The organism is Arthrobacter oryzae (assembly GCF_037911235.1).
Taxonomy (GTDB): domain Bacteria; phylum Actinomycetota; class Actinomycetes; order Actinomycetales; family Micrococcaceae; genus Arthrobacter; species Arthrobacter oryzae_E.
In genome coordinates, this window is sequence record NZ_JBBLYW010000017.1 from 1 (window position 1) to 21,772 (window position 21,772).

At 66.2% G+C, this 21,772-nt stretch carries 22 protein-coding genes; 13 read left to right on the forward strand and 9 right to left on the reverse strand.

From position 1 onward, the window contains the following. Positions 1-57: 57 nt before the first annotated feature. The 9 genes from WMN78_RS04970 to WMN78_RS05010 all read left to right on the forward strand — a co-directional run bounded on the left by WMN78_RS04970 (position 58) and on the right by WMN78_RS05010 (position 10,052). Positions 58-1,641 (forward strand): amino acid permease, encoded by a 1,584-nt coding sequence (locus tag WMN78_RS04970; protein WP_340532397.1) that lies wholly within the window; start codon positions 58-60, stop codon positions 1,639-1,641. A 218-nt stretch (positions 1,642-1,859) separates the two neighbouring features. Next, positions 1,860-2,807 (forward strand): L-lactate dehydrogenase, encoded by a 948-nt coding sequence (locus tag WMN78_RS04975; protein ID WP_340532398.1) that lies wholly within the window; start codon positions 1,860-1,862, stop codon positions 2,805-2,807. A 105-nt stretch (positions 2,808-2,912) separates the two neighbouring features. Beyond that, a complete protein-coding gene (locus WMN78_RS04980) occupies positions 2,913-3,392 on the forward strand; it encodes a hypothetical protein (protein ID WP_340532399.1) in 480 nt (159 codons plus the stop codon). Positions 3,393-3,534: 142 nt separating this feature from the next. Then, positions 3,535-4,155 carry a DUF305 domain-containing protein gene (locus tag WMN78_RS04985; protein WP_340532400.1) on the forward strand — a complete coding sequence of 207 codons (621 nt, stop codon included), beginning with the start codon at positions 3,535-3,537 and terminating at the stop codon, positions 4,153-4,155. An 83-nt stretch (positions 4,156-4,238) separates the two neighbouring features. Continuing rightward, positions 4,239-5,117 carry a F510_1955 family glycosylhydrolase gene (locus tag WMN78_RS04990; RefSeq protein ID WP_340532401.1) on the forward strand — a complete coding sequence of 293 codons (879 nt, stop codon included), beginning with the start codon at positions 4,239-4,241 and terminating at the stop codon, positions 5,115-5,117. A gap of 117 nt (positions 5,118-5,234) precedes the next feature. Further along, entirely contained in the window at positions 5,235-6,551 is a 1,317-nt protein-coding gene (locus WMN78_RS04995; protein WP_340532402.1) for an ATP-binding protein, read from the forward strand. A gap of 8 nt (positions 6,552-6,559) precedes the next feature. Then, entirely contained in the window at positions 6,560-7,204 is a 645-nt protein-coding gene (locus WMN78_RS05000) for a hypothetical protein (RefSeq protein WP_340532403.1), read from the forward strand. Positions 7,205-7,207: 3 nt separating this feature from the next. Continuing rightward, entirely contained in the window at positions 7,208-8,458 is a 1,251-nt protein-coding gene (locus WMN78_RS05005; RefSeq protein ID WP_340532404.1) for a low temperature requirement protein A, read from the forward strand. An 82-nt stretch (positions 8,459-8,540) separates the two neighbouring features. Continuing rightward, positions 8,541-10,052 (forward strand): carboxylesterase/lipase family protein, encoded by a 1,512-nt coding sequence (locus WMN78_RS05010; RefSeq protein WP_340532405.1) that lies wholly within the window; start codon positions 8,541-8,543, stop codon positions 10,050-10,052. Here the strand turns inward: WMN78_RS05010 and WMN78_RS05015 are convergent. Both WMN78_RS05015 and gluQRS read right to left on the reverse strand, forming a co-directional pair. Continuing rightward, the gene (locus tag WMN78_RS05015; protein WP_340532406.1) at positions 10,049-10,660 is read right to left on the reverse strand and encodes a phosphohydrolase; all 612 of its coding nucleotides are present in this window, start codon (positions 10,658-10,660) and stop codon (positions 10,049-10,051) included. The genes WMN78_RS05010 and WMN78_RS05015 overlap by 4 nt on opposite strands. Positions 10,661-10,669: 9 nt before the next feature. Beyond that, on the reverse strand, positions 10,670-11,566 hold the full coding sequence (gene gluQRS / locus WMN78_RS05020) for a tRNA glutamyl-Q(34) synthetase GluQRS (RefSeq protein ID WP_340532407.1): 897 nt from the start codon (positions 11,564-11,566) through the stop codon (positions 10,670-10,672). Positions 11,567-11,891: 325 nt separating this feature from the next. Between gluQRS and WMN78_RS05025 the strand changes: the two genes are divergently transcribed. From WMN78_RS05025 to WMN78_RS05035, 3 genes are all read left to right on the forward strand, one after another. Beyond that, positions 11,892-12,350, forward strand: a complete 459-nt coding sequence (locus tag WMN78_RS05025) for an Lrp/AsnC family transcriptional regulator (RefSeq protein ID WP_340532503.1) — start codon at positions 11,892-11,894, stop codon at positions 12,348-12,350. An 86-nt stretch (positions 12,351-12,436) separates the two neighbouring features. Then, positions 12,437-13,930 carry a WXG100 family type VII secretion target gene (locus WMN78_RS05030; RefSeq protein WP_340532408.1) on the forward strand — a complete coding sequence of 498 codons (1,494 nt, stop codon included), beginning with the start codon at positions 12,437-12,439 and terminating at the stop codon, positions 13,928-13,930. A gap of 86 nt (positions 13,931-14,016) precedes the next feature. Continuing rightward, positions 14,017-14,577: a hypothetical protein gene (locus WMN78_RS05035; RefSeq protein ID WP_340532409.1), complete on the forward strand. Its 561-nt coding sequence runs from the start codon at positions 14,017-14,019 to the stop codon at positions 14,575-14,577. A 16-nt stretch (positions 14,578-14,593) separates the two neighbouring features. Here the strand turns inward: WMN78_RS05035 and WMN78_RS05040 are convergent, their stop codons facing one another. Next, positions 14,594-15,049, reverse strand: a complete 456-nt coding sequence (locus WMN78_RS05040) for an Lrp/AsnC family transcriptional regulator (RefSeq protein WP_340532410.1) — start codon at positions 15,047-15,049, stop codon at positions 14,594-14,596. 104 nt (positions 15,050-15,153) lie between these two features. Between WMN78_RS05040 and WMN78_RS05045 the strand changes: the two genes are divergently transcribed. Further along, positions 15,154-15,852: a LysE family translocator gene (locus tag WMN78_RS05045; protein WP_340532411.1), complete on the forward strand. Its 699-nt coding sequence runs from the start codon at positions 15,154-15,156 to the stop codon at positions 15,850-15,852. Between the two features lie 17 nt (positions 15,853-15,869). Here WMN78_RS05045 and WMN78_RS05050 read toward each other — a convergent pair whose 3' ends face one another. From WMN78_RS05050 to WMN78_RS05075, 6 genes are all read right to left on the reverse strand, one after another. Then, positions 15,870-16,229, reverse strand: coding sequence for a nuclear transport factor 2 family protein (locus WMN78_RS05050; RefSeq protein WP_340532412.1), 360 nt, complete (start codon positions 16,227-16,229; stop codon positions 15,870-15,872). 80 nt (positions 16,230-16,309) lie between these two features. Beyond that, on the reverse strand, positions 16,310-17,275 hold the full coding sequence (locus WMN78_RS05055; RefSeq protein ID WP_340532413.1) for a hypothetical protein: 966 nt from the start codon (positions 17,273-17,275) through the stop codon (positions 16,310-16,312). A gap of 41 nt (positions 17,276-17,316) precedes the next feature. Then, complete coding sequence (locus WMN78_RS05060; protein WP_340532414.1) at positions 17,317-17,817, reverse strand: DUF456 domain-containing protein; 501 nt, start codon at positions 17,815-17,817, stop codon at positions 17,317-17,319. 127 nt (positions 17,818-17,944) lie between these two features. Then, a complete protein-coding gene (locus WMN78_RS05065) occupies positions 17,945-19,135 on the reverse strand; it encodes an NADP-dependent malic enzyme (protein WP_340532504.1) in 1,191 nt (396 codons plus the stop codon). 373 nt (positions 19,136-19,508) lie between these two features. Next, positions 19,509-20,084: a TetR/AcrR family transcriptional regulator gene (locus WMN78_RS05070; RefSeq protein WP_425341116.1), complete on the reverse strand. Its 576-nt coding sequence runs from the start codon at positions 20,082-20,084 to the stop codon at positions 19,509-19,511. A gap of 160 nt (positions 20,085-20,244) precedes the next feature. Continuing rightward, positions 20,245-21,561 (reverse strand): MFS transporter, encoded by a 1,317-nt coding sequence (locus WMN78_RS05075; RefSeq protein WP_340532417.1) that lies wholly within the window; start codon positions 21,559-21,561, stop codon positions 20,245-20,247. Positions 21,562-21,772: the final 211 nt, after the last annotated feature.

Below are 21,772 nucleotides of genomic sequence, written 5' to 3' on the forward strand. Positions count from 1 at the left end.
CCACTCCCCGAACAGCGCACCTCCGGCTCCTCCCCAACAGGAAACCAAAGGACTCCCATGACACAGCCCCAGCAGGACACTGCCCAAAAGCAGCCAACCACGCAGAAACCGGCCATCACCGACCACACCATCCCGGCGCACGCCCACGCCTCCGAAGCCACCCTCCACCGCGAGGACGAGGGCTACCACAAGGGGCTCAAGCCCCGGCAGGTCCAGATGATCGCCATCGGCGGCGCGATCGGCACCGGGCTCTTCATGGGCGCCGGCGGCCGGCTGGCCGCTGCCGGGCCGGCGCTCATCATCAGCTATGCGGTGTGCGGCTTCTTCGCCTTCATGATCCTCCGCGCCCTCGGCGAGCTCGTGATGCACCGCCCGTCATCGGGATCGTTCGTTTCCTACGCCCGTGAATTCTTCGGCGAGAAGGCCGCCTTTGTCACCGGCTGGCTGTACTGGCTGAACTGGGCGATGACCGCAATCGTGGACATCACCGCCGTTGCGCTTTACATGAACTTCTTCAAAAAATACTGGGCACCCATTGCGGACGTTGACCAGTGGGTCTGGGCGCTGACGGCCCTGATCCTGGTCCTCGGCCTGAACCTGGTCTCCGTCAAGGTCTTCGGCGAGCTCGAGTTCTGGTTCGCGCTCATCAAGGTGGTGGCGCTGGTGACCTTCCTGCTGGTGGGCATCTACTTCGTCATCTTCGGCACCCCGGTGGAAGGCCAGCAGGTGGGCTTCAGCCTGATTGCGGATAACGGCGGCATGTTCCCCAACGGGCTGCTGCCGGCAATTGTGGTGATGCAGGGCGTGGTGTTCGCCTACGCGTCGATCGAGCTGATCGGCACCGCGGCCGGCGAAACCGAGAACCCGGAAAAGATCATGCCCAAGGCCATCAACACGGTGATCGTCCGTATTGCGGTGTTCTACGTCGGCTCCCTGGTGCTGCTTTCCCTGCTGCTGCCGTACACCTCGTACAAAGCCGGCGAAAGCCCGTTCGTCACCTTCTTCGGCTCCATCGGGGTGGAGGGCGTGGACGCCATCATGAACCTGGTGGTCCTCACCGCGGCGCTGTCCTCGCTCAACGCGGGCCTCTACTCCACCGGCCGGATCATGCGCTCCATGTCCGTCACCGGCTCCGCCCCCAAGTTCGCCGCCCGCATGAACAAGGCCGGCGTCCCCTACGGCGGCATCGCCCTGACCGCTGCCGTGGCTGTCCTGGGTGTAGTGCTCAACGCCATCGTTCCCGCCGAAGCCTTCGAGATCGTCCTCAACGTAGCGTCCCTGGGCATCATCAGCACCTGGGCCGTGATTGTGATGTGCCAGATGCAGCTGGCACGGCTGGCCAAGCGCGGCGAACTCCTGCGGCCGGCGTTCCGGATGCCGGGTGCACCGGTGACCGGCTGGATCACGCTGGCCTTCCTGCTGGCTGTGCTGGTCCTGATGGCCTTCGACTCGCCCGTGGGCACTTGGACCATCGCTTCGCTGCTGGTGGTCATTCCGGCGCTGATGCTGGGCTGGCGCCTCTGCCGGGACCGGGTCCTGGAGCTTGCCGCGGTCCGCGACGGCTTCACCGGCCCATACCCGCTCGTGGCCAACCGTCCGGGCCCGGGCGCGGGAAACAACAGCGCGGGGGACAACAACTAACCGCCCCTCCTCAAGGTTCTTCCAGCGCGAACGGACACTTGCGGCCCCGAAATCTTCGGATTCACGGGCCGCAAGTGTCTGTTCGCGCTTTTGTCTGGGGCTTAAGTGTCTGTTCGCGCTGGTGTGCGGCCACTCCTGAATCGGTAGCATGAAGCCATTGCGGGCCGTTGCACATCAGCGCGGGTCCCGGGGCTCCGGGGCCGGGGAAGAGGTAACTCATGTCAGGATCCAAACTTGCCGTGGTGGGTGCCGGGAGCGTGGGCACCTCACTGGCCTACGCTGCCCTGATCCGGGGTTCGGCCAGCAACATCGCACTGTTCGACGTCAACGCCCTCAAGGCGGAGGCGGAAGTCCTGGACCTAGCCCACGGCACCCAGTTCGCCGCAGCGGCCGCCACCGTCACCGGTGGCGGCGACATTGCCGTGACGGAGGGCGCCGACGTCGTGGTGATCACTGCCGGGGCAAAGCAGGCGCCGGGCCAGACGCGCCTGGACCTCGCCGGGACGAACGTCCGCATCCTCGAACAGCTCATGCCGCAACTGCTGCAGCATGCCCCGGACGCGGTCTACGTCCTGGTCACCAACCCCTGCGACGTGCTCACAGTTGCCGCGCAAAAGATCTCCGGGCTGCCGCCGGAACGCGTCTTCTCGTCCGGGACCGTGCTGGATACCTCGCGGCTGCGGTGGCTGCTTGCCCGCCGGGCCGGGGTTTCCGTGGCCAGCGTCCATGCCAGCATGGTGGGCGAGCACGGCGACACGGAGTTTCCGGTGTGGTCCGGCGCCACCATCGGCCCCGTCCCCATCCGCGACTGGACGGACGACGGCGAACGCATCTTCACGCAGGACTACCTCGCAGAGACGGCCCGTGAAGTGACGCAGGCGGCCTACAAGGTCATCGCCGGCAAGGGAGCAACCAACTACGCGATCGGGCTCTCCGGCGCGCGGATCGTGGAAGCCCTGCTCCGGGACGAGAACGCCGTCCTGCCCGTGTCCACCGTGCTGGACGGCCCCTACGGAATCTCCGGCGTGGCATTGTCCCTTCCCAGCATTGTGGGGCGCGGCGGCGTGCACCGCGTCCTGCATACGCCCATGGACGACGGCGAACTGGCCGCCCTGCAGCATTCGGCCGACACGCTGCGGAAAACAATGGGTACGCTGGGAATCTAAGAGCCGCACGCTTCGTTGAACGGTGTGGACTCTACAGCCACTGCGCTCGATACCAAGGGAAGGGAGAACGCTGTGCCCCACATTGCCGGTGCCCTATCCTTCCCTGTGAGTCGCCGGCTCCGGACCGCCCTGTTTTTGGGCGTCCTCGCAATCCTGGCCGGATTCATCGGCATGCACGTCTTGGCGTCCCCGCACACCAAGCACGGCCCGGGGGCCTCGGCGGCCGTTCCCGCCGGCACCCACGCAACCCACGCCGCGGCGCCGAGTGCAGCGGCACATGCCGCGGCCATGGCGGACGGAACAGTGCACGGCACAGCCTTGGATCCGGCGTCCGCCCGGCCCATGGGCAGCAGCGCACCCGAACCGCCGCCGTCGTGCGTCTCCACCGGCGAAACCGGTGAGATGTCTGCCCCGCACGCAAGCTGCATTCCTGCACCGGCCACCGCAGGCCTGTCCGCGCCGCCCCCCGGCGCCACATCTTTCGCCGGGCCGGAACCGGCCGCGGACACCGGCCGGGCGCTGTACGCCTACCCACACGTGCCCGGCAGTCCCACGCCCGGCGAACTCTCCATCAGCCGGACGTAAAACCGGGAGCTGCACCGTGACGCTTCCGGTGCTTCCACCTGCCCCTGGATGCCGGCTCCCCGCGTTGAACCCCCGCGCACCGAAGCCAGGCATCCGCCCCTCCCCGGCGCCGCATGCCGGATTCCCGAAGGACACCATTCACATGAAGAAGCCAATCACCCTTTCAGCCGCTGCCCTGGCAGCCGTCATCACACTCGCCGGTTGCGGCTCGAACGCCACCACCGGCCCCTCAACGATGCCCGCGGACCACGGGGCCATAAGCTCCAGTTCCGCACCGTCGGGCAGCGCTGACGCCATGGGCCACAACTCCGCTGACACGCTGTTCACCCAGTCCATGATTCCGCACCACGCACAGGCCGTGGAAATGAGCGACATGATGCTCGGCAAGCAGGGCGCCAGCCCGGCCATCACCGAGCTGGCCACCAAAATAAAAGCCGCACAGGGCCCGGAAATCGAACAGATGAACGGCTGGCTCAAGGGCTGGAATGAACCCACCGCCATGGCCGGGCACGGCGAAGCCGGCCACAGCATGTCCGGCATGATGAGCGACGACGACCTCAAGGCACTCGACGCCGCCCAGGGCAAGGAAGCTGACAAGCTGTTCCTCACCCAGATGATTGCGCACCACGAGGGCGCCGTGCAGATGGCAAAGGCCCAAATAGCCGACGGGCAGAACAGCGACGCCGTGAAGCTCGCCCAGGAAATCGTTACCGCCCAGGAGGCCGAAATAAAGCAGATGCAGGACCTGCTGGCCACACTTTAGTCCGCCGGTCCCCGGCGCCGGACCGGGACCACCTGGTCCGGCGCCACCGTCCGTTTACCCACCCCAAGCCGCTGGAGCCTGCCTTGTATTTATCCCGTGCCGCCCGGCGCGGCCGCCTCGTCGCAGCCGTATCGGGCCTCCTTCTGCTTCTGACTGGCTGCTCGGCCGCCCAGAAGCCAACCACCGGAGAGACCAGCCAGCAAGTACCTCAGCAGGGCCTGCCCAACAGCCACGTCCATGGCCTCTCCGTCGACGGGGAAACCGGCAAGCCGCTCCTGGCCACCCACGACGGCCTGTTCGACCTCTCGGCAAACCCGGCGGTCCGGATCGGGCCCGGGCACGACCTCATGGGGTTCGCTGCCGGGCCTGACCATGGCACGTTGTACGCGTCGGGCCACCCGGAGAAGGGCTCAACGCTCCCGGACCCGCTGGGCCTGATGCGCTCAACCGACGGGGGTGCCACCTGGGAGCCCCTTTCCAGGCAGGGTGCATCCGACTTTCACGCCCTGACCACCACTGCGTCCGGGATCGTAGCGTTCGACGACGCCCTTCGCGTCAGTGCTGATGGAAAGTCATGGCAAAAGGTGGCGGCATCTTTCGTTCCTGCCGCCCTGGCTGGAAGCCCGGACAGTGATGTAGTCCTCGCCACCACCGCGGAAGGGCTGCAGCGGTCCGTTGACGGCGGGCGCACGTGGACGTTGAACCGGGCCGCCCCGGTCCTCCGGTTTGTGGCTTTCGTCGGTGACAACGGCGTCGTAGGGGTGGAGCCGGGCGGTGCTGTCCACCAGTCCCCCGACGGTGGTGGCAGCTGGGTTCCGCGCGGGATCCTGCCAGGCGAGGTGTACGCCATTGACGCGGCGGCCGGCAGCGGCGGTACCGTCCGTGTGTGGGCTGCCACGTCAGCCGGGCTCCTGGAGTCCGGGGACGGCGGGGTCACCTTCCGTCCCCACAGCCCTTCCTAGCGGCCGCCCGGCGGCGTAATGCAACGCCGCCGCAACCCCGGGCGGGGGCGCGTTCGCATATGCTCAGCTAAGAAGTTCATGCTGGCTCAACGACGAACCACCTCGGGAGAAACGCACATGACCACCTGGCGGATCAGGGATTTCCATTCGGCCGACCTTGACGGCATCCTGCACCTCTGGGAGTCGCTCAAGGCCACCAACGTGGAGCCCGTCTACGCGCTCTCCGAGGTACTGGCCTCCTGCGAAAAGGACCACGCCGTGGTGGCGGTGCAGGGCGACCAGGTGGTGGGCGCCGCCGTCGGACGTGCCGCGCACGACCAGGGCTGGATCGTTTTCCTGGCCACCCTCCCCGAATACCGCGGCCGCGGGATCGGCACCTCGCTGCTGGCCGCCGTCGAAAACCGGATGGCCCCGCACGGGCTGAACAAGCTGTCCGCGCTGATGCCGGAGTCCGAAACCCGGGTGGAGGCCTTCCTCAGCCGCGGCTTCGTCCTCAAGAAAAACCTGCGGTACTTCGAACGCACCATCCCCGTCCAGCGCCAGGAACTCGAGCCGCTGGGCCTGCTCGGTGGCCGCATCCTGGCCCGCGACCTCTGGGAAAACGTGGCCGGCATGCGGAACGAGAAGGAACTGCTGGAACGCCGGCTGGTGCTCCCCCTGGCCGAGGCGGACCTGGCGGATGAATTCGGCGTGGTGCCGCCGCGCGCCGTCGTCCTCTTTGGCCCTCCCGGCACCGGCAAGACAACGTTCGCGAAGGCCATCGCGTCCCGGCTCGAATGGCCGTTCGTGGAAGTATTCCCCTCCAGGCTCGCCGCCGATCCCAAGGGGCTCGCCGGCGCCCTCCGTGAAACCTTCCTGGAGATCGCCGAGCTGGAACATGCCGTGGTGTTCATAGACGAAGTGGAAGAGATCGCGTCCCAGCGGTCCGGCGAACCGCCGTCGCCGCTGCAGGGCGTCACCAACGAGCTGCTGAAGATCATCCCGGCCTTCCGCGAGCAGCCCGGCCGCCTGCTGGTCTGCGCCACCAACTTCATCCGCGCACTGGACACCGCGTTCCTCCGGCACGGCCGCTTTGACTACGTCATCCCCATCGGACTCCCGGACCGCCAGGCCCGCGAGGCCATGTGGCAGCGATTCATCCCGGCCACCGTGGTGGACGACGTGGACGTTGCGCTGCTGGTGGACCGCACCGAGGGGTTCTCCCCGGCGGACATTGAGTACGCCGCACGGAGCGCGTCCCAGCGGGCGCTGGAAAAGGCAGTGTACGACGACGGCGGGCTGGCTTCCGGCGGCAGCCCCTCCGTACGCGAGGCGGTCCGGAAGGGCCCCGCCACGCAGGACTACCTCGACGCGATAGCGGACACCCGGACCACGGTGAGCAAGGAGGTCCACCAGGACTTCCTCGAGGACATCGACTCGCTGGGCCGGGTGTAGCGGGCCGGGTGATTCTGTTCCTCACTGTCGTCAGCGGTATCGCCTGGACGATCGTGTACATCGACGCGATCCGGGTCGGCTTCAGGGACAGGACGAACGCCATCCCGGCCGCAGCCCTGGCGCTAAACTTCGCGTGGGAGGCCATTTACGCCTCGCGTTCCGTGGCCACCGCGTTGTCCGTCCAGGGCGTTATTAACATCGTGTGGGCGCTGGCGGACGTCGTCATTCTCTACACGTTCTTCAGGTTCGGCCGGGCCGAGCTTCCCGCTTGGGTGACGCGGAAGCTCTTCTTCGGCTGGGCCCTCCTCCTGGGCGTCACCGCCTTTGCCGTGCAGCTCCTGTTTGTCGCGGAGTTCGGCTGGGATCCAGCCCCGCGATACGCGGCCTTCCTGCAGAACCTGCTGATGTCCGGGTTGTTCATTGCCATGTTCGTTTCCCGCGGCGGGTCCAGGGGCCAGTCCCTGCTGATCGCCGTCGCCAAATGGATTGGAACCCTGGCTCCCACCCTCGTGTTCGGCTGGTACGCCAATTCGATGCTGATCCTCGGCGTCGGGGCACTGTGCAGCATCTTCGACCTCGCCTACATCGGGCTGATGCTGCGGGCGCGGACGGGACGGTCTGGAGAGGCCGCCGCTCCCGGCGGTACTCTTTGAGCCATGTCCAACAATCCGCTCCGGCACGCCATGGCCCGCATGGGCGGCCGCGACCCGCATGAGCAGCACCGGGCAGCTACGCCGCTGGAGCTGTTTTTCGACCTCACTTTTGTGATTGCGTTCGGCGTGGCCGGCAGCCAGTTCGCCCACGAAATCGCCGAGGCCCATTTCGGCGCAGGGCTCCTGGGATTCTCTTTCACGATGTTCGCCGTGATCTGGGCATGGATCAACTTCACCTGGTTCGCCAGCGCCTATGACACCGATGACTGGGTCTTCCGTGTGGTCACGATGGTCCAACTGCTTGGCGTGCTCATTCTGGCCATGGGTATTGAGCCGCTCTTCCACTCGCTGGTGGAGGGCGACCATGTGGACAACGCCGTGATCGTGGGCGGCTACGTGATCATGCGCCTGGCCCTGGTGTTCCAGTGGCTGCGGGCGGCCCGGCAGGACCCCGCCCGCCGCCAGACCTGCCTGCGCTACGCAACCTATCTGGGGGCGGTGCAGCTCGGCTGGATCGCGGTGCTGCTCATTCAGGCGGACGTGCCGACCACCATCATGATGACCGTTCCGCTCTACGTGCTGGAAATGGCGACGCCGTACGCGGCCGAACGCACCATGCGGACCCCGTGGCACGCGCACCACATCGCCGAACGCTATGGATTGCTGGCCATCATCGCCCTCGGCGAATGCCTGATCGGCGCCATCGAAACGCTCCGCGCCATCGTGGCCAACCACGGCTGGAGCGTGGACGCGGCGCTCGTGGGCTTCGGCGGAGCCGCCCTGGCCTTCGCCATGTGGTGGATCTACTTCATCCTGCCCGCCGGCCGGGCCCTGCACCTTCAGCGGCACCGCTCATTCTTCTTCGGCTACGGCCACATCCCCATCTTCGCTGCCATCGCGGCAACAGGTGCCGGCCTGCATGTAGCGGCCTACTTCATTGACCACGAGGCGCACATCAGCGCCGCCGTGGCCGTGGCCAGCATCGCCATCCCCGTCGCGATTTTCAAGGCGTCGCTCACGGCGATGTTCAGCATCATGATTTGCGTGGACCGCACCGTCGTTGCCGTGGCAGCCGGCGTTCTGGCAGCGCTGGCGGGCAGTGTGGGACTCGCCGCCGCAGGGGTCTCGGTGCCCGTCTGCCTGCTGGTGATCGTGCTGGCGCTCGGTGCTTCAATCGTCATTGACGAGAAGCGCGGCACCCACAAGATGAACGCAGCGCTGGAGCAGATGGAACGGGCCTCTTTGCAGGGGTGACCTTCGGCCCTTCAACCGCACTGCTGCGTCCTGCCAGAGTGGAAGCTAACCCCAGACATCCCCGGCCGTGAAGGTGGCAGGCATGGACAGCGTTGTCAAGACCGCGCATGGTCCACTGCGCGGCAGCATTGCCGACGGAGTGCACCGTTTCCTGGGCATTCCGTACGCGGCACCGACCTCGGGCGCGAACCGGCTCCGGCGGCCGCAGCCGGTCCAGCCGTGGAGCGGAGTCCGCGATGCGACGAGCTACGGAGCCTCCCCTCCCCAGGTGTCGCCCCCGGAAAGTGCGGGCTCGGAGTGGGACACGGCGCTGGCAGGAGAGGACTGCCTGAACTTGAACGTGTGGACCCCCGACCCCGGCAGCACCGGGCTTCCCGTAATGGTGTGGATTCAGGGTGGCGCGTTCGAAATCGGCTCCACGGCGGCTTACAACGGCCGGAACTTCGCCAGGGACGGCGTCGTCTGTGTGGTCATCAACTGGCGGGTAGGCGCCGACGGATTCCTGGACCTTGGCGACGGGCAGGCCAACGTCGGTCTCCTCGACCAGGTCGCTGCCCTGCGCTGGGTCCGCGAGAACATCGCAGCCTTCGGCGGCGATCCCGGCAACGTCACTGTCTTTGGGCAGTCGGCGGGCGCCATGAGCATCGGAGTTCTCCTGTCGATGCCCCGCGCGGAGGGGCTGTTCCGGCGCGCCATCCTGCAGAGCGGCGCTGCCCACCATGTCCTCCCCGCCCAGAACGCCCACCGTATCGGCCGGTCCCTTGCCGAGAAGCTTGGGGTGCCGCAAACCCGTGAGGCAATGGCAGGCGTTCCCGTCCCGCGTTTCCTCGCGGCGCAGGCAGAATTGCAGGCGGATTTCCGTGCCCACCCGGACCCTGAGCTCTGGGGACACGAGGTAGCGGCGAGCATGATGCTCTGGCAGCCGTCGATCGACGGTGATGTCATTCCCCGGCGCCCCATTGACCGGATTCGTACCGGCGCCAGCGCGACGGTGGACCTCATGGCGGGCACGAATACTGAGGACTGGAAGCTGTTCCTGGCCATAACGGGCGTGATCGCGAAGGTCACGGAGCAGGACCTGGCGGACTCCAACAGCGTGGACGGCTTCCCGCCCATGTCCGTGTACGGGCTCCCGGCCGAGACGGCGTACCGCGAGTATCGCTCACACTATCGGGACAGTTCGCCAGGCGATGTGCTCGCCGCCGTGGAAACGGACTGGTGGGTGCGGATGCCGGCGATCCGCCTGGCCGATGCCCATGCAATGGCCGCGTCGACCACGTCAGCGCGTACGTACATGTACGAGTTCGCCTGGCCGGCCCCCGGCCTCGGCGCAGTCCACGCCGTGGAAGTGCCGTTCGTCTTCGACACCCTGGACAAGGATTCCAGGCTGTTCGGACCGCTGCTGGGGACAGACCCGCCGCAGGAACTGGCCGATGCCATGCACGCGGCCTGGATTTCCTTCGCCGCCACCGGCGATCCGGGCTGGCCCGGCTATGACCAGGCGCGCCGGACCACTATGCTCTTCGACACCGATTCCCGCGTCATCCACGACCCCCGGGCGTGGGAGCGGGCCCTCTGGAAGGACGTCCGCTAGGGCGAGGACTCGTAGGAGAGGTTCTCGTAGTCGGTGTCGTCTGCTTCGTCCAGGCGGTCGTCCAGTTCCTCGAGCAGCCAGGGGTTCACCCGGGCCAGGATCATCCGGACTTCTTCCACCGGCACGGCGTTGTAGAGCACCGGCCGGGCCTCGTCATAGCGGGTGACGGGCGGCTTGTCCGGCCACTTTTCAGCCAGTGCCTTGACGCGTTCGGGCAGGGAATTGTGCGCGTTGTCGGCGATCTTGACCAGGGTGGCGTCGTGGTCCTCAGCGATGAAACGGATGCCGGCCTGATAGTCATCCGGGTTGTCGTGCAGCCTCTTGGTGACGCGCTCGATGATGTCCACGGCGCGTTCGGAGACGCCCATGTCCAGCAGCGCCTGCCGGGTGATGGGGGTGTCCTCCGCAATGTCATGCAGGTATCCGGCGATGCGGATGTCGTCGTCGAAATCCGCCAGTGCGTCCCCGACGGCGAGAACGTGTTCGCGGTACGGCCGCTTGAGCTTGTCCTTCTGGCGGTTGTGGGCCACTTCGGCAAGGACCTTGGCCGTCTCAACAGTGAATCGTGGCTGGGGGACGCTTGCGTCCGTGGTTCCTGTGTCTGGCATGGTTCCAGCCTACGCGCCCACCGCCGGCACACCGGGCCACACCCATGGCTCCCGCGGCAGGGCCAGGGGATCGAAGGCCGCCAATGCCAGCGGCAGCGGCCCGGCCGGAAGCCCGAGCGATTCCAGGATGAGGTCCCGGACCGGGCCCACGTCCCAACCTGCGGCCGCAAGGTCCGCTAGGGTCACGGCCCCGTCGCGCTTGGCCAGCCGGGCGCCGTCGGAATTCACCACCAGCGGCACGTGCACATATTCCGGGACGGGAATATTCAATAGGGAAGCCAGGTAGGCCTGCCGCGGGGTGGAGGGCAGCAGGTCATCGCCGCGGACCACCTGGTCGATCCCCTGCGCGGCGTCATCCACCACCACTGCGAGGTTGTAGGCGGTCACCCCGTCATTGCGGCGGAGGACAAAGTCGTCCACCACGCCTGTGTAGGTGCCGTGCAGCCGGTCCTGCACGGTCCAGTCGGCCACTGCGGAGCGCAGCCGTATCGCCGCGGGGCGGATGGTCCTTTTGAATTCACGCTCGGCCGGGTCGAGGTTCCGGCACGTCCCCGGGTACGCACCCTGCGGGGCATGCGGCGCTGATGGCGCTTCCTGGATTTCCCGCCGGGTGCAGAAGCACTCATACGTTAGCCCGGCGGCAGCGAGCCTGCTGATCGCGTCCGCATACAGCGGCTCGCGTTCCGTCTGGCGTACGACGCCGCCGTCCCAGTTCACGCCGATGGCCGCCAGATCGCGGAGCTGCTCCGCCTCCGCGCCCGCACGTGCCCGGTCCAGGTCCTCCACCCGCATCAGGAACCGGCGCCCGGTGGAGCGGGCGAAGAGCCAGGCCAGGATCGCCGTCCTGAGGTTCCCCACATGGAGTTCGCCGGAGGGGCTCGGGGCGAAACGGCCGGCTGATGTCATGGCACCAGCCTAATCCGGACAACACAAGAGCCCCTCAGCTACCGATGACTTCGGAAATCCGACGTCGGGAGCTCAGGGGCTCTTGCCGTGTTTGCGGAATGACGATGCGTGAACAAGTGTCAATCAGCGGCGGCGTCCTTGCGGGAAGCCTGTTCCAGGGGCCGGGTGGTGTTCCGGGGTGCCTGTAGCCTGCGGGATCCGGCGGTGGCCTGCGTCCCTTGTTGCCATCATTTCACCAGAAGCCCTACAGTTGGCGCAATGAGCTGCTACTTTGTTGATCAGACTGATCAATCAAGGGACAGCAAGCAGACAGGAAGTGGTCAGATTGCAGGAACTCGATCCCACGGACCGGCGGATCCTGGCCGCACTGGACGACGACCCCCGCGTGCCCATCATGGTGCTGGCACAGAAGCTGGGCCTGGCGCGCGGAACTGTACAGTCGCGCCTGGAGCGGATGACGGCGTCGGGCGCCCTCCGCCCAAACAGCAGCCGTGTGCTGCCTTCCGCGCTCGGCCGCGGCGTGGCCGCAGCGGTGAGCGCTGAACTCGACCAGAGCCACTTGAACGAGGCCATCGCCGCGCTGCGCAAGATCCCCGAAGTCCTGGAATGCCACGCGCCGGCCGGCGACACCGACCTCCTCATACGAGTGGTGGCCAAGAGCCCGGATGACCTCTACCGGGTGTCCGAGGAAATCCGCCTCTGCCCCGGCATCGTCCGCACCTCCACCAGCATGTTCCTGCGCGAGGTCATCCCGTACCGCACCACCGGGCTCCTGGGCACCTGAGGCGGTAACCGTGGCGGGGAGCCCTCCCCATCGCCGCGTCCCGCCAGGGCCGTTAGGCTTGCCGTGGACTTGAACCAGGGGGAAAAGTGGCGGGGAACTTCTACGGTGCGGACGTCGCACAGCTACGCCAGCTCGCGAAGGATCTGGCTAAAGGTGCAAGCCGGCTGGAGCAGCTGGGGCAACAGTTGGGCGTCTCCACAGCCTCCAGCCCCTGGAAGGGCAACGACGGCGACCGCTTCCGCAGCGACTGGAACGCCTCACACGCGAAAACTCTCAGGGCTGCGGCGGCGGGCATCCACAGCGCGTCCAAAGCCCTGCTGCAGAACGCCGACCAGCAGGACCGGGCCAGCGCCGGTTCAGCAGGTGGCGGCGCGGGCGGCCCCGGCATCGGCGGCAATTCTCCGACGGACGGCGCCGCGCAGGAACTGACGGACCGGCTCAACGGCATGACGCCTGCCGAACGTGATGCCTACCTGAAGTCCGAGGAATTCCAGCAGTGGGCCCGCCAAAGCCAGACCAACGCCGATGCCGCAAAAGGCATCCTTGACCGCCTTGTGGACTCGGGCGCCATGACTCCATTGGACGCTTATGGGAACAAGAACGGCTACGGGCAGTTCCTGCAGCAGTACTGGGCCGAGTCCGCAATGCGTGAGGCGGGGATCGATCCCAACCGCTGGGATCCGTCCAAGGGCGTTGACTACAACCGGGCCGACATCTACAGGGTGTACGCCTTCTATGCTGAGCTCTACAAACACGATCCCCGGATGGAGTGGATCGGCATGGCCAACCAGGTGGGCCCAACCTTCATCGCCGGCTTTGAGGACCTCGCTGTTCTCCGCAAGGCAGCTGCAGCCGGCGAGGACTTGTCAGAACACCTGGACGGCGCAGACCCGGCGCAACGAAGCTGGATCACGCTTCTGGCTTCCCTGGGCGAGTCCGACCTTGCCTACTACGAAGAAACGTTCCTCTCCATGCAGAAGGAGATCTTCTCGGACATCGGCTCACAGCACTTCGCGTACCAGCAGGGCGGCATGGAAGAAATCCTGCGGCTGAAAGGTGCCGGTGCGGTAACTCCCCTCATGGAGGCTGCCTGGACCAGCTTGGATTCCGTCCCGCCTTACCCGGGGCCGGAGGGGTACCACCAGCTGACCCGCGCCCAGCAGGATTCCTTGCACTGGGCGTCCTACAACATGGCCGACCAGGAACAGAACCACGTCATCGCGGACGATTACGACAATATTCGGGGACAGGGGACAGGTGAAGCCTTCACTGCGGCCATGACAGTGGTGGGGCAACCGAGCATCGTTGGAGCGAAATCCTATTATGAAATGTTCCCCATGGTGAATCCGTACTTCGACATTAATCGGAGCCCGATGATGGGCGCTGACGTTCATCTTGGCAACATCTCGAACCGCGACGACCGGTGGACCCTCATCGATCAGGACACGCTGGCCGCGTACGAGGACTGGCTGCACGCAGAAAAAGACCCGTACGGTGAAATGGTGAAACCCATGCCCGAACGAGTTGAGGAGTACCGGATGGTCCCAGTTCCTGTTCGAGCCGTAGTGGGTGCGTTGTGAGGGCACGTTCGATAGCTGCACTCTTATGCAGCGCGCTCCTGATGTCTGGCTGCGCATTTACCCCCTCCCAAGAAAAGGAGCCCATCGTGGCCAGCGGAAACTCCCAATTCACCAAGAGCGGCATCGAGGCAATGAAAGCGAGCCGGAAGGTGAGCTTAGACTTCACGTCGCTGCCACTGGACATGACCGCCCTAGGCCTCAACGAGGAAGCCAACGGTGCCATGGTCGCTACCGATTCCGACCGGCTCATGAAGGTCGCCATGACGACGCCCACGGGTGTGGTCGAAATGGAAACGGACACCATTCGCGTCCGGGGCGGGGGAAGCGAGAACAAGGTGGCCCGCGTCGACATTTTCGTCAACTACCCGGACGCCCAGGATGCCAATCCCGAGATCGAGCGGGCCGCCAACGAGCTCGGGATCGTCCCCTTGAAAAATGCCCCGATCATTGGCCCGGAGTTCAAGGACGGCTCCGGGAAGGAAACGTGGAACCCCGGCTACGGCAACGCCACCGGCACGGTCTTTGCGCTATCAATAATGTCCAACCACACCACCGGGCGGATGACGTTCATCTACTCAGCCTTCCTGTCCGAGGAGTACTACACGCCGGAAGCCCAGGCACGAATAGCCGAGACGGGAAGGTTCTGAACCTGGCGGGCCGCCCCTAGACCGGCGGCCCGGCGTTCGACTTCAGGTTCTTCATCACCAGCGTTGACGTCAGCCGCTCCACGCCGGGCAGCGAGGTGAGCTCGGCGTCGTAGAAGCGCTGGTAGGCGGGCAGATCCTCCGCGATCACCTTCAGGAGGTAGTCCGGCGAGCCGAACAGCCGCTGCGCCTCCACGATGTTGGGGTTCTCCGCCACCCGGTTCTCGAAGATCTCCATGGTGGGACGGTCCACCTGCCGCAGAGTCACGAAAACGATCGCCTCAAACCCGAGCCCGACGGCGGCCGGATCAATGTCCGCGCGGTAGCCCCGGATCACCCCTGACGACTCCAGGTCCCGGAGCCTCCGGTGGCAGGGCGCCACGGTCAGACCCACCTTTGCGGCCAGTGCAGTGGCCGTCATCCGGCCATCCTCTTTCAGGTGGCGCAAAATATTTCTGTCGATATGGTCAATCACGCAATTATCTTACCGAGTAGCGGCAAATCACGAGTAAATCAGGGAACACTTGTGGCGGCATTTTCCCTAGAGTTTCTCCTATCAGCACATCGTAGGAGGCAGTCTTGAATCCCCAGTTATTCCTCGCATTCCTGGTGGTTGCCGGCGCCCTGGCCTGCACCCCGGGCGTGGACTGGGCCTACTCCATCGCGGCGGGCCTGAAACAGCGAAGCTTCGTCCCCGCAGTGGCCGGCCTGTGCGGCGGCTATGTCCTGCACACTGTGCTGATGGTGGCCGGGCTGGCCGCCCTGCTCGCCGGCGCGCCCGGCGTCCTTGGCTGGCTGACGGTTGCGGGGGCGGCCTACCTGCTGTGGCTGGGCTTCGGCACCATCCGGTCATGGCGCGGCGCCACCTTTGGCGCAGGCTCGGCTGCCTCGGCGGAGGGCACGACGGCGGGGAGCCCGGCGGGGATACCTGCCGCACCGGCGGAGTCCAACCAGTTCCGGACCTTCCTCCAAGGCGTGGGCACGAGCGGGATCAATCCCAAGGGGCTGCTGTTCTTCGTGGCGCTGGTTCCCCAGTTCGTCAGCCCGGAAGCGTCCCTGCCCGTTCCGGTGCAGTCCGCGCTGCTGGGCCTGACGTTCGTCCTGCTGGTTGCCGTCGTGTACACCTGCGTGGCGTTGCTGTCCCGGAAGCTGCTGCACTCGCGGCCCGGGGCCGCCCGGCGGGTGACCCTTGCCAGCGGGATCATCATGGTGGCACTGGGGGCCGTGCTGCTGTCCGAGCAGCTGATTCCCTTGGCGGCCGGGATCGCCTGGCAGTAGCACCCGCCAACGCCGGGCTAGACCTTGCGTTCCATGAACCATTCCGTGAAGGCCGCGGCACGCCCGTCCGGTCCGAGCCGGACCACCCAGAGGTTCTCGTAGCTGGGGCGGTCCCCCAGATAAGTGGTGCGCCCCTGGACGAAGTGCAGGTCACCGTCCGAGCCGAGAGGCGACCACTCGAAGGTCCATTCGTCGGGCTCGTCCGCAGCGGTCAGCCAGCGTTCCACGATCTGCTCGTGCCCGCGCCACGCGTCCGGGTCGTAGGGCCGGGTGGCGTACACGGCGTCCTCGGTGAAGAGCGCCCGGATGTCCTCCGGCTTATTGGTGGTCCACGCCGTAATGTACTTTTCCATCCACTGCACGATTGCATCGCTCATTGGTCCGTTCTACCGCGACCCGGCACCGCCCACAAGGGCCCCGATGCGCGGGCGGGAGGATCAATACCGGCCCCGCGGGATCATTCCCGGTCCAGCTGTTTCCATTCCTGCTCCCAGAGCCTGCGCTCCTCGACGTCCTTACGGATGACTTCGAAGGTCTCGAGTTCGGCGGGCCGGCCGCGCAGCCAGTCCCGCGGGTTCAGGGACTTGCGGCCGTTGTCCAGCAGCAGCAGGGCACGGTCCGTAAAAGCATCGTTGCGTAACGCAAGATGGGTCTTCCGGCGCCGCAGTACCTCCTTCAGGGCGGACTGGGCTGAGGTGTGGGCCCCGAGCCGCCGCAACGAACGGGCGCGGATCAGCAGCAGCGCGGCGGAGAGGTCATCGGAATTGAGCAGCCCTTCCGTCCAGACCACTACCTCCTTGTCCCGTCCCAAGGAGTGCGCCAGCGAACAGCGGGCCAGGGCTGCAGGCAGCGACGGCGGCAGCGAGGACACCGTTTGCAGCGCCGCCTCAAGGTGGCCCGTTTCCCGCAGCGAGTGCGAAAGTGCCAGGAACACGGCTTCCTCGCTGAACAACACGGGAACCTCGATGCGTTCGGCAACTTCGACCCGGGTGACCACGCGCGTCAGGTAGCCGGACGCGAACTGGTTGGCGTCGTCTTCGTTCCTTGTGGTGAGGCCCCGCTGCAGGAGCTCCGATGCACGCAGGTATCCGCCCTGCTTGTAGGCGAGCAGCCCGGCCATGACGTAGCACAGCCCGGCCCAGCCGGGGTAGGCGCGGCCCGCGGCGATCAGCCGGTTGGGGTCGGTGTTGTGGAAGATCGCGTCAAAAACGGCCCTCGCTGCCTTCCCCGGCAGCCGTTTGATCCTGGGGACAGGGCCGTCCACGCTGAGGAGTGCACCGTTCCGGCCGCCCAGGGCGCTGTGCAGAATCCCGCCCATGCCGTCCGCGATGTCCCGCACCGGCGTGCGGACGTGCGTGTTGCCGAACGGGGTGAGGTCGCGGTGGTCGCGGTAAATCGGTCCTGAGGTCTGTCCGGCGCTCATGCTTCCATGCTAGTGGTGCACGCTTGGCAGCGGCTGGGAGGCTAGCTGGCCGCGGCCACCCAGACGCCGATCACCCAGGTGCTCGCAGCAAGGCAGGCAAGGCCGAACTCCACCAGCATGCCCACGCCGGTGGCTTTCAGGGCTGCCCAGCTGGCGGTCATGGCGGTGCGGAAGTTGCGGGTGCGGTGGGATTCGCTAAGCAGCAGTCCGGCGGCAAACCCCACGAACAGGCCCACCACCGGGATGAGGAACATGCCCACCACTCCAAAGACGAGCCCCGCCACCACGCTGCGGCTGGGAATGCGGTGTTCCCTGAGTTTGCGTCCCGTGAGGACGGCGCTGGCCGCCATTCCCGCCAGTACGAACACCATACCGACCGCGAAGACCACCCAGCCGGCTGTTCCGGCGCCGCCCCAGATGGCCCAGGACAGCAGGCTGAGTCCGATGAGGATGCTGCCCGGCAGCACGGGGATAACGGTGCCGGCCACGCCCACCAGGATGGCAAGGCCGCAGAGGACAGTCACGAGGATCTCGGGGTTCATGCCCCCAGTCTAGGGTTGCCTGCGGGCCGGCCGCCGACGGCGGCTGCTTTCACAAAACGACGACGGCGGCGCCTCCCCAGCACGGGAGGCACCGCCGTCGAACTTCCTGGCGGAGGGTGCTCCGCTGTTACTCCGCCTCGACCGCTGCGGCCACGGCGGCGGAAACGGCCGGTGCGACGCGCGGATCCAGCGGGCTGGGCACGATGTAATCGGCGGACAGCTCGGGTTCGGCCAGCGCAGCGATGGCGCGGGCGGCGGCAAGCTTCATGGCAGGCGTGATCCGGCGGGCGCCGGCATCGAGCGCTCCGCGGAAGATTCCCGGGAAGGCCAGCACGTTGTTGATCTGGTTCGGGAAGTCGCTGCGTCCCGTGGCCACAACGGCTGCGTAGCGTGAGGCGACCTCCGGCAGGACTTCGGGGTCCGGGTTGGAGAGCGCGAACACGATGGAGCTGTGGTTCATGAGCTTCAGGTGCTCCTCATCCAGCTTCGAGGAGGAGACGCCGATGAACACGTCGGCTCCGAGCAGGGCTTCGCCGGGGCCTCCGGTGATGCCGCGCGGGTTGCTGCGCTGCGCCATCTGGGCCTTCTTGCTGGCGGGGTCGGCTGCGATGTCCGCGCGGTCCTTGTTGATGACGCCCCGCGAGTCAAGCAGGACGACGTCCTGGATGCCGGCGGTGAGCAGGATTTCGGCCACGGCGATGCCGGCCGCGCCTGCACCGGAAACCACCACGCGGAGTCCTTCGAGTTCGCGCCCGGTCACCTTGGCGGCACCGGTCAGGGCTGCGAGGGCAACGACGGCGGTGCCGTGCTGGTCATCGTGCATGACGGGGCAGTCCAGGGCTTCGATGAGCTTTTCCTCAAGCTCGAAGCATCGCGGAGCGGAGATGTCTTCAAGGTTGACGGCGCCGAAGCTGGGGCGCAGCCGGACCAGGGTTTCCACGATTTCGTCCACATCGGTGGTGTTGAGGACCAGCGGGATGGAGTCCAGGTCACCGAATGCCTTGAACAGTGCGGACTTGCCTTCCATGACGGGCAGGGACGCGCTGGCGCCGATGTTGCCGAGGCCCAGTACGGCCGTGCCGTCGCTGACCACGACCACCAGGCGCTGGGCCCAGGTGAGGGTCTTGGCGAGTTCCGGGTCGGCATGGATGGCGCGGCTGACCTGGGCGACACCCGGAGTGTAGGCAATGGAGAGATCGCGCTTGCTGGCGAGCGGGACCGTGCTGGAGATGGACAGCTTGCCGCCCTGGTGGGCTTCGAAGATCTCCTGGTCGGTCAGCACGGTTGACTGCTCGGCGGAGGCGGTACCGGCGGAAATGCCGTCAGCGGGAGTGATGATTTCAGTGGACACTTCGTTGTCTCCTGGGGCTAGCCGTGGGCGCACGGCACAAAAAGGCTCAAGCACATAGGAGGCTCAAGATGGGCTGGCAGGAAATTCTGCGGTCCAAGGGATGGCGGGACCGCGGTGAAGCTCCTGCGAGGTACTGGCTGCTAGCCACTCCGGTCTTGCAATGGTAAACAACTGGGCCACCGCCGAACGGACACTGGGCCGACCACCCATGATGCTAAAACGTTTTATCGGCAACACAAGTGAGCTACGTCACTAAATTCATCCCAGGAAGGGCTTCTGTGGTCTAGACCGGTTACGCGATACTACCGGCCCCGGCGTCGCACGGGGTTCGCTGGCGCGGCTAGCACCGGGTGAGGAGCGAACAGGCTTTTTTCAGGTCTTCCTCGGCCTCGAAGAGCGATAATCGACGGCATCGCACCGCCTGGACCAGACCGCTGACGGTCAGCAGCAGCACTCGGGACTTGGCGGCGTCGCCGCTTGCCACCGTAACGGCCTGCTCGGCAATGACATCGATCTCGCGCAGCAGGACCGTGGTGTCCTTGTCCTTCGTGTAGACGCACTTGCTCAGGCACTGCTCCACCGCAGGCTGCATCAGCCGCATGTGGAAGATCTCCATCACCACGCCGGCCAGGGAATGGACGCGGTTTCCCCCGGACTCCGGCCAGCTTCCCACCTGCAGATCGCCCAGCTGCTTCCGGTACAGTCCCAGCATCAGGTGGGTGGGAGAAGGGAAATACCGGTACAGGGTTCCCAGCGGGACATTGGCTTTGGCGGACACCTCGGACAGGCTCACGGAGTCCAGCCCCTTACGGGCGAACCCGGCGGCAGCATCCAGGATCCGGTTATAGCGGATTTGTTGTCGGGGCAGGGTCGGCGGCGTGGCCATGGGGGGAAGATCCGAATTGAGTTCGAGCATCAGCAGCGTTCCGGGAGTGGGTTTCGTACAGCGGTCAGGCGATCCCCATCAGAGCACTGCCGCAGCAATTCGAGTCCACTATACGTCACACGCCTTGCGGCTAATCCGTGCGCCAATTAGTCAAAACGGTGTGCTGCGAGAGGCGGCCGGCCGCCTGGCTTCAGTCCACACCCTTGATCTTCACCACGAACACCGCGCCCAGCAGGCCGATGACCGCGGCGGCGATATACAGCGAGACATAGCCGCCCCACAGCGTGACGAACGGAAACGCAATCAGGGGCGCCAGGACCTGCGGAAGAGAATTAGCGATGTTGATGACACCGAGGTCCTTGCCCCGGTTCAGGGCGCTGGGAAGGACTTGTGTAATGAGGGCAAAGTCCACGGCCAGGTAGGCGCCGAAGCCGATGCCAAGGACCGAGGCGCCCGCGATGGCGCCTGCCCAGTTGGGGGCGAATGCGAGGATCAGGGATGCGACGGCGATGATCACGGACGAGGCGATGACCAGCGGCTTCCGCTTGCCCATGCGGTCGCTGAGCGGGCCACCGATCACGCTGGTGATGATCACCATGACTGCGTACAGGCCGGTGAGGATCAGGACGCCGAAGGCCGGTTCGATCCCCTGCGTCTCTTTCAGATGCACCGCATCCGTCAGGAAGAACAGCAGATAGAGAGTCACCATATGGTTGCCGATGTTCACCAGCAGCCGGGTCAGCCAGGCCCACGCGAAATCGGGGTAGAGAGAAGGCGAGATCCAGAACCCCCTGGCAAAGCCGGCCAAGCTGAACGGCGGGCGGGCCTGCGCAGGCAGCGGGACGTCGTCGCTTTTGAAGAAGTACAGCGCGACGCCGGCAATCAGCGCTGCGGCGCACACCAGGTAGCCCAAGCCGAAGTTTCCGCTGACGACGGCGGCGATCACCGCACCGAGCAGGATTCCCACCGTCTGCCCCATGGCGGCGAGCCCGCCCACGGCACCGCGCTGCGGCACCGGCACCCGGTCCGGGATGGCGGCGGTGATGGCGGCGTAGGCTCCGTTGCAGCCTGCCTGGACCAGGCACCAGAGGATGGTCATGACCGCCACGCTGGGGGCTCCGGCCAGGGCGATCAGTGCGGCGGCGCCGAGGATGGCCCCGAACAGCACCCAGGGGACGCGGCGGCCCAGCCGTGACGTGGTGCGGTCACTGAAGGCGCCGAAGAGCGGATTGGCCACGAGGGAGACGGCGGCGCCGGCGCCGGTGACGAGCGCCAGGATGGCTTCCTTGTCGCCTTCGCTGAAGTGCGCGGCCTGCTGTCCGAGCAGAACCTGGATGGGGCCGAAAAACGCCGCGTTGATGCCCACATTCACCAGCACGACGCCGGTGGTCCAGAGCGGACGGACGCGCCGTTCGGGTTCGGCGAGCGCCGCCGTCGAACTTCCCCCCGGGGATGCGGCAGCTACGGAAGGATCCGGGACGTGCCCCGGCAGGTCGGACAGGCTCATTGCGGCTCCCCCAGGAACTGATGATCGGTGTCCAATCAGACTATCGTGAGCCCTTCTTGGCCAGGCGTGAAATAGGCCCGTTTCCTTAGGGGCAGTACTGTCATCGCATAGCTCCTGTGCGGAGAAAACATGACTCATTCCAATGGGGGAATGCATTTTGGCATCATCAGGTTCATCGAGCCCACTATTTCGCATCAAAATCTTGGGACTT

Excerpts from the sequence above, each read along its gene's own strand:
- WMN78_RS04970 (WP_340532397.1), top strand. The coding sequence starts at position 58 with ATGACACAGCCCCAGCAGGACACTGCCCAAAAGCAGCCAACCACGCAG.
- WMN78_RS04975 (WP_340532398.1), top strand. The coding sequence starts at position 1,860 with ATGTCAGGATCCAAACTTGCCGTGGTGGGTGCCGGGAGCGTGGGCACC.
- WMN78_RS04985 (WP_340532400.1), top strand. The coding sequence starts at position 3,535 with ATGAAGAAGCCAATCACCCTTTCAGCCGCTGCCCTGGCAGCCGTCATC.
- WMN78_RS04995 (WP_340532402.1), top strand. The coding sequence starts at position 5,235 with ATGACCACCTGGCGGATCAGGGATTTCCATTCGGCCGACCTTGACGGC.
- WMN78_RS05005 (WP_340532404.1), top strand. The coding sequence starts at position 7,208 with ATGTCCAACAATCCGCTCCGGCACGCCATGGCCCGCATGGGCGGCCGC.
- WMN78_RS05010 (WP_340532405.1), top strand. The coding sequence starts at position 8,541 with ATGGACAGCGTTGTCAAGACCGCGCATGGTCCACTGCGCGGCAGCATT.
- WMN78_RS05015 (WP_340532406.1), bottom strand. The coding sequence starts at position 10,660 with ATGCCAGACACAGGAACCACGGACGCAAGCGTCCCCCAGCCACGATTC.
- gluQRS (WP_340532407.1), bottom strand. The coding sequence starts at position 11,566 with ATGACATCAGCCGGCCGTTTCGCCCCGAGCCCCTCCGGCGAACTCCAT.
- WMN78_RS05050 (WP_340532412.1), bottom strand. The coding sequence starts at position 16,229 with ATGAGCGATGCAATCGTGCAGTGGATGGAAAAGTACATTACGGCGTGG.
- WMN78_RS05055 (WP_340532413.1), bottom strand. The coding sequence starts at position 17,275 with ATGAGCGCCGGACAGACCTCAGGACCGATTTACCGCGACCACCGCGAC.
- WMN78_RS05060 (WP_340532414.1), bottom strand. The coding sequence starts at position 17,817 with ATGAACCCCGAGATCCTCGTGACTGTCCTCTGCGGCCTTGCCATCCTG.
- WMN78_RS05070 (WP_425341116.1), bottom strand. The coding sequence starts at position 20,084 with ATGCTCGAACTCAATTCGGATCTTCCCCCCATGGCCACGCCGCCGACC.
- WMN78_RS05075 (WP_340532417.1), bottom strand. The coding sequence starts at position 21,561 with ATGAGCCTGTCCGACCTGCCGGGGCACGTCCCGGATCCTTCCGTAGCT.